This window comes from Mucilaginibacter sp. (assembly GCF_039207105.1).
Taxonomy (GTDB): domain Bacteria; phylum Bacteroidota; class Bacteroidia; order Sphingobacteriales; family Sphingobacteriaceae; genus Mucilaginibacter.
Genome location: NZ_JBCECK010000044.1, coordinates 20,656 through 27,215 on the forward strand (window position 1 = coordinate 20,656; position 6,560 = coordinate 27,215).

Consider the following 6,560-nt stretch of genomic DNA (forward strand, 5'->3'; position numbering starts at 1 on the left):
GTCGGTCTATTTTTCAAATCGTTCTAAAAGTTCGGTCATGGTAAAGGTACTGATTACGGGCTTACCGTTCAATGCCTGGTTAGGTGTTTCGCAGGCAAAAAGCTGATCTATCAGTTGGTTCATTTCTTCCAGCGATAGTTTGGTACCGGTTTTAATGGCCGCGTTGCGTGCCAGTGAGCGGGCCAGGTTGTCGCGCTTATCTACCTTTAAAATGGCCATATTATTTTTAAAGCCTTCCAACAGGTGTTCCAGCAGTTCGTGCTCGCCAACATTATTCAATTCGGCGGGTATACCTTCAACCACAACAGTGTTTTTGCCAAACTCGCGTATATCAAAGCCAAGAGCCCTAATATCGGGCAAAAGTTCTCTTAATAACTCAAAATCGCTGCCGTTTAGTGTTACCGACTGTGGAAATAAACTTTGCTGGCTCACTCCAGAGTGATTTTGCAATTGTTGTAAAAAACGTTCATACAATACACGCTCATGCGCGGCCTGCTGCCCTATCAGCATAAAACCTGATTTAATTTGCGACAGGATAAAGCGGTTGTGGATCTGAAACAACTGGCGCTCGCTTGGTTTGCTTACCTCCTGCTCATTTACGGCAATGCTTTCCTCCGGGTGCAGCTCATGCTGCAGGGTGGTTTCTTTTTTACTGATCTCGTATAGGGTATCCCAGTTTTTGGGTATGGGGCTGCTGCTTTTATAGTTGCCGCTATCCCGTAAAAAAGGATGCTGTTCGCGCGGGGTACTTGTTTTTTCCGACGCGAAAGGGTTAAAATCAGGATTGAAAGATATGGTTGGTGCAATGATCTCCTCAAACGGCTTGGGCGTTATCAGGTGTTCAATGCTGTTTTCCTGGTCAAAATCAAGGCTGGGGGTAATGTTATACCTGCCTAAAGAACGTTTTACCGCCGAGCGAATGATGGCATAAATAGCCTTCTCGTCCTGATACTTGATCTCGGTTTTAGTGGGGTGCACGTTGATATCTATCTTGGATGGGTCGATATCAATAAACAGCACATAAAACGGAAAACTGTCATCGGGCAAAAGCTCTTCAAACGCGGTAAGTACCGCGTGGTTGAGATAAGCATCACGGATAAAGCGGTTATTCACAAAAAAGAACTGTTCGCCCCGGGTTTTACGGGCAAACTCGGGCTTGCCTACAAAACCACGCAGGTTAATGATGGTGGTATCCTCCTCAACCGGAACCAGGCGCTGGTTATAATTATTGCCAAAAAGGTGTACAATACGCTGCTTAAGCGTGGCACCCGGCAGGTGATATACCTCCTGCCCATCATGGTGCAGGGTGAAAAATATATGCGGATTGGCCAAAGCCACACGCTGAAATTCGTCGATGATATGACGCATCTCCACCGGGTTGCTTTTTAAAAAGTTGCGGCGGGCGGGCGTATTATAAAACAGATTTTTAACCGATATGGAGGTGCCGGTATTGGCCTGGCAGGCTTCCTGGCTTATCACTTCCGAGCCTTCAATAAGTATGCAGGTACCCAGTTCATCCTCATGGCGGCGGGTTTTCATCTCCACCTGGGCAATAGCCGCTATTGATGCCATCGCCTCGCCCCGGAAACCCATTGTACGTATGGCAAACAGATCGTCGGCCTTGCGTATTTTGGAGGTGGCGTGCCGCTCAAAGCACATACGGGCGTCGGTAAGGCTCATGCCGCAACCATCATCAATAACCTGTATCAATGATTTGCCCGCATCCTTAACAATAAGCTGGATCTTTCCGGCCCCGGCATCAAGCGCGTTCTCAATTAATTCCTTTACGGCAGATGCCGGCCTTTGCACCACCTCACCTGCGGCAATCTGGTTAGCAACGGCATCCGGTAAAAGCTGTATTATATCTGACATTTAAAAAATTTCCCTTCAATTTCCAATTCGATGCTAAATTAAATATTTGAAGGCATAACTTTATGATTTGATAGTTGTATATACATTTAACATTTAATAATTACATTACCAGGATTATACAGATATACCCTATGAAGAAATTATGGCCAGTGCTGCTCCTTTTTGTCATTGCCTGCAAACAAAAAGAATACAATGCCGACCTTTTGATCAAAAACGCGCTTGTTTACACCGTTGACAGCAACTTTACCACCGCCAATGCATTTGTGGTAAAAGGCGGTAAGATACTGGCGGTTGGTAATGCAGATACGCTGGAGCAAAAGTACCTGGCCCGTGAGGTTGTTGACGCTAATGGCGCACCCATATATCCCGGTTTTATTGACGCGCATACGCATTTTTACAGATATGGCCTGGGCCTGCAGGATGTTAACCTGGTGGGCACTAAAAGTTGGCAACAGGTTTTAGACTCTGTTGAGGCTTATGCCGCCCGCAATACCGACGGCTGGATAACCGGCCACGGCTGGGATCAGAATGATTGGGCCAAAAAACAATTCCCGGATAAGGCCAGGCTTGATTCACTTTTCCCTGTTAGGCCGGTAATATTGAGCCGGGTTGACGGCCATGCCGCTATTGCCAACCAGGCTGCGCTGAACCTTGCAGGTGTAAAGCCCGGCCAAACTATTAACGGTGGCGAAATAGAAACGATAAACGGCAAGCTTACCGGTATTTTGGTTGATAACGCGGTAGGTATTGTTACCCGCAAAATTCCTGAACCAACAGCCCAAGTGACCGAGGACGCGCTATTAGCAGCCCAGAAAAACTGCTTTGCAGTCGGTTTAACCACGGTTGATGATTGCGGCCTTCCGTACACTATGGTAAGCACCATTGCCCAGCTGCAGCATAAAGGTGCGCTTAAAATGCGCATGTACCTGATGCTTGCCGACAGGGCCGAAAACTACGACTACCTATTTAAGCATGGCATAACTAAAACCCCCACTTTAAACGTAAGGGCCATTAAGGCTTATGCCGATGGCGCCCTGGGTTCAAGAGGTGCGTGTTTATTGCAGCCCTATGCCGATCAAAAAAACTGGAACGGCTTTTTGCTGAGCAGTCCTCAGCATTTTGAGGAAATAGCTAAGAAACTTTATGACGGCGGCTTTCAGCTGGCCACTCATGCCATTGGCGATTCGGCTAATCGCACCATGTTGAAAATATATGCCTCGGTATTAAAGGGTAAAAACGACAGGCGCTGGCGCATTGAGCATGCTCAGATATTAGCACCGGAGGATATCAAGCTGTTTGGCGATAACAGTATCATCCCATCTGTACAGCCTACCCATGCTACCTCAGATATGTACTGGGCGGGTAAAAGGCTTGGTGCCGACCGGTTAAAATCGGCCTACGTATTTAAGCAATTGCTGAAACAAAACGGCTGGTTACCGCTGGGTACCGATTTTCCGGTGGAGAATATTAACCCGCTGTACACCTTTTATGCGGCTGTTGAACGTAAAGACCTGCATGGCTTTCCGGAAGGTGGCTTTCAGCCCGAAAACGCGCTCGACCGTACCAAAGCCCTACGGGGTATAACCATTTGGGCCGCTAAAGCCAACTTTGAGGAGAAGGAAAAAGGCAGCATTGAGCCTGGCAAATACGCCGATTTTGTGATACTGGATAAAGATATCATGAAAGCGAAAGGATCGGAACTGCCTAAAATTCAAGTAACAAAAACCTATATAAACGGAATAAAAGTATATGATAAAAAGTAAATGGGGCCTGGTGCCGGCAGTATTATTGGGGTTTGCATTATTTAACACGGCATGCGCGCAAATACCGCCAGTTGCCATCCCTACCGGTCAGGCTTACGTGAACGAGGAACAACAGGTTGAACACTCCACCGTGTTATTCAACAACAGCAAGTACCTGATACCGCTGCAAAACTTGGAACAATTAAAAATTGCCAGTGTACATTTCTCTAACCGTTATGCCACCGCTTTTGACAGCCTGCTCAATAAATACAGTAAAGTAGATGCCTTTGATGGTAACGCCTATAGCGGAGCAAAAAACCTGAACGACCTGTCGGCCGATCTGAAATGGTACAATACTATTATTTTACAGCTGAGCGATGCGGATATGAGCAATCCGCAGATCATGGATTTTATCAGCTCTAACCAAAAACTAAAAAACGTAATTGTAGCTGCCTTTGGCGGCGGGGGATTACTGACCAAATTAAATAATGTTAGTGTACCCATTATGTGGACGGAGCGGGCTACCCCGGTTTCTGCATTTTACAGCGCACAAGCCATTTTTGGCGGTTTACCGGTAACCCAGAAATTAACTCGTACCTATTCGCCGCAGTTTGCTTCGGGCATGGGTTTTATCACCAATAAAGTAAGGCTGCAATATACCGTTCCTGAAGATGCCGGCATCAGCACAGCCAGTCTGACCGGTATTGATGCCATTGCCCGTGAGGCTATTACCGAGCATGCCACCCCAGGCTGCGTGGTACTGGTTGCTAAAGATGGCAAGGTGATATTTAACAAGGCCTACGGTTACCACACCTATGAAAATACCATCCCGGATAATATCACTGATATTTTTGACCTGGCTTCCATGACCAAAATAACCGCTACCACTGTAGAGGCTATGAAACTGACCGATGAAGGCAAGTTGAATCTGGAGGGCACCATTGGCGATTATATCCCGCTGGCCCGCAAAAGCAATAAAAACAACATCCAGATACGTGAAGTATTGATGCACCAGGCCGGGCTGATCCCCGATATTAAAACCTTTGAAAAGGTAAAACCATCAGACCACAGTACCGATTCATCGGCGGCTTATCCGGTACGGGTATCTGACCATTATTTTTTAAGGAAAGATTACTTTAAAGATGTGATGCTGCCCGATATGCTGAACTCACCTATTAAAACACCAGGTCAGTATGTGTACAGTGATATCAGCATGCTGCTGATGAAAGAGGTGGTAGAAAGTATTACCTCAATACCCGAGAATGAGTACGTGCAGCAGCAATTTTATGGCCCGCTGGGGATGAAGACTGCCGGATTTTTACCCCTGCACCGTTTCAGCGCCGACCGCATCCCGCCAACAGAAAACGATCAGGAATACCGCCAAAGCCTGCTTGATGGCTATGTGCACGACCCAACCGCTGCCATGATGGGTGGCGTTGCCGGCCATGCGGGCCTGTTTGCCAGCGCCAATGACGTGGCCATATTATACCAGATGCTGCTGAACCGCGGCACTTATGGCGGCGTACAATATTTTAAACCCGAAGTGGTTGACCTGTTTACCTCCAAACAATCGGCCGTGAGCAGGCGCGGACTTGGCTTTGACCGTTGGGATCCTATTGCCGACAGGCATTACCCATCAAAACTGGCTTCGCCGCAAACCTACGGGCATACGGGCTTTACCGGCACCTGTATCTGGGTTGATCCGAAATATAACCTGGTATATGTGTTCCTGAGTAACCGGGTACACCCCAATGCCGGCAACAAACTGGGCAGCCTGAACATCAGACCAAGGATACAGGATGTAGTTTATGAGGCGATAAATAAGGGGATATAGCCCAAGAAGTTGAAAAAGGAAAGACGCGAATACGCGCCTCTACAAAATAATCGTAAAGGCGCGTGTTCGCGTCTTTACGATTAATAACTTCGGCTTACAGACCTTAAGTTAAGGCTGGGATAATCTGAGCGGCCATTAGATTTATATAGGAAGTTTTTCTCATCAAAAGTACCATCCTGGTAAATGCAAAAATATGTAAGTACTTGTTTAGTTAAATCAACGCTTTTTACACCCAGATATTTAGAAAAGTCAGGAAATTTAATGTTGTTGTAATTTGCAGCTGCAGGAGCAAATAACAGTACAAACAAGTTGGGGGTTGGATTGTCAGAGAAGTGTGCCTCGTAGTAGTCAACATTGCCCGAAAAGGAAGGTTTAAAAGTAGTCAAATTTGATGCTGGGGTATTAATAACGGCATCATAGGTATCGGCTTTATCCGGAATGGTACTGGTGTTTTTAGTGAAAAAATAATTTGATTTACCAATAGTATATCCTATTTCGGTAACATACTCATCAAAAGACTCCTGTGGATAATAATAATTAAGCCCACTGGTTAGGGATGTAACCTGGCCAAGATTATAACTGTTAAAATACTTCTTATCGGGTCTGCCAAATATCTGTACTGATAAATTTGTTCCGGGCGATGTAATATTTTTAACCAAAGATGTCTTGTTTATCTGGGTCATATCCACGTCCAAACTACTTGCACCTTTAGGGACATTAAAGAAATTATATAAATGACGACCATTTGTTTGCATGAGAGTTAAAAGTTTAGCGTCATCAGATATTGCAGGATACAAACTAAAAGCAGTATCCACCAAACTTCTAAGATAAATGCCATAGTAATCGCCGTTAATATCCAAGCGGTCAAAAAACGTGGTTTTTTTCAAATGATACTTTAATTCGTGAACTGCTTTTGGGGGTAGCGTAAAACCATCAGCATTATAATGGCTACCTTTTTTAACCTGTAAAAAACCCCTGATAACAGATTTTGTTATCGAAGTATCTCCGCTAATATCGATCTTAAAAAAATTAAGTCGATCTTTTTTATACGGTTTTGGAGCAATTATTTTTAAATCTGTTGTGCCCTTTGCATATTTCACTTCGCTTATTAT

The 6,560-nt window shown here is 45.4% G+C and carries 4 protein-coding genes; 2 read left to right on the forward strand and 2 right to left on the reverse strand.

Annotation, left to right across the window (positions count from 1 at the left end):
* Positions 1-6: 6 nt before the first annotated feature.
* Entirely contained in the window at positions 7-1,872 is a 1,866-nt protein-coding gene (mutL, locus tag AAGC65_RS11350) for a DNA mismatch repair endonuclease MutL (protein ID WP_343112565.1), read from the reverse strand.
* 131 nt (positions 1,873-2,003) lie between these two features.
* Here mutL and AAGC65_RS11355 point away from each other — a divergent pair, with 131 nt between their 5' ends.
* Together AAGC65_RS11355 and AAGC65_RS11360 are read left to right on the forward strand one after the other, a co-directional pair.
* Positions 2,004-3,635 (forward strand): amidohydrolase, encoded by a 1,632-nt coding sequence (locus AAGC65_RS11355; RefSeq protein WP_343112566.1) that lies wholly within the window; start codon positions 2,004-2,006, stop codon positions 3,633-3,635.
* Complete coding sequence (locus tag AAGC65_RS11360) at positions 3,622-5,448, forward strand: serine hydrolase (protein ID WP_343112567.1); 1,827 nt, start codon at positions 3,622-3,624, stop codon at positions 5,446-5,448. The genes AAGC65_RS11355 and AAGC65_RS11360 overlap by 14 nt, the downstream gene beginning before the upstream one ends.
* 80 nt (positions 5,449-5,528) lie before the next feature.
* Here the strand turns inward: AAGC65_RS11360 and AAGC65_RS11365 are convergent.
* On the reverse strand, positions 5,529-6,560 hold a 1,032-nt coding region (locus AAGC65_RS11365), incomplete at its 5' end, for a hypothetical protein (RefSeq protein WP_343112568.1).

What these genes read in the sequence shown, in the direction of transcription:
- AAGC65_RS11355 (WP_343112566.1), top strand. Translation starts at nt 2,004, where the DNA reads ATGAAGAAATTATGGCCAGTGCTGCTCCTTTTTGTCATTGCCTGCAAA.
- AAGC65_RS11360 (WP_343112567.1), top strand. Translation starts at nt 3,622, where the DNA reads ATGATAAAAAGTAAATGGGGCCTGGTGCCGGCAGTATTATTGGGGTTT.
- mutL (WP_343112565.1), bottom strand. Translation starts at nt 1,872, where the DNA reads ATGTCAGATATAATACAGCTTTTACCGGATGCCGTTGCTAACCAGATT.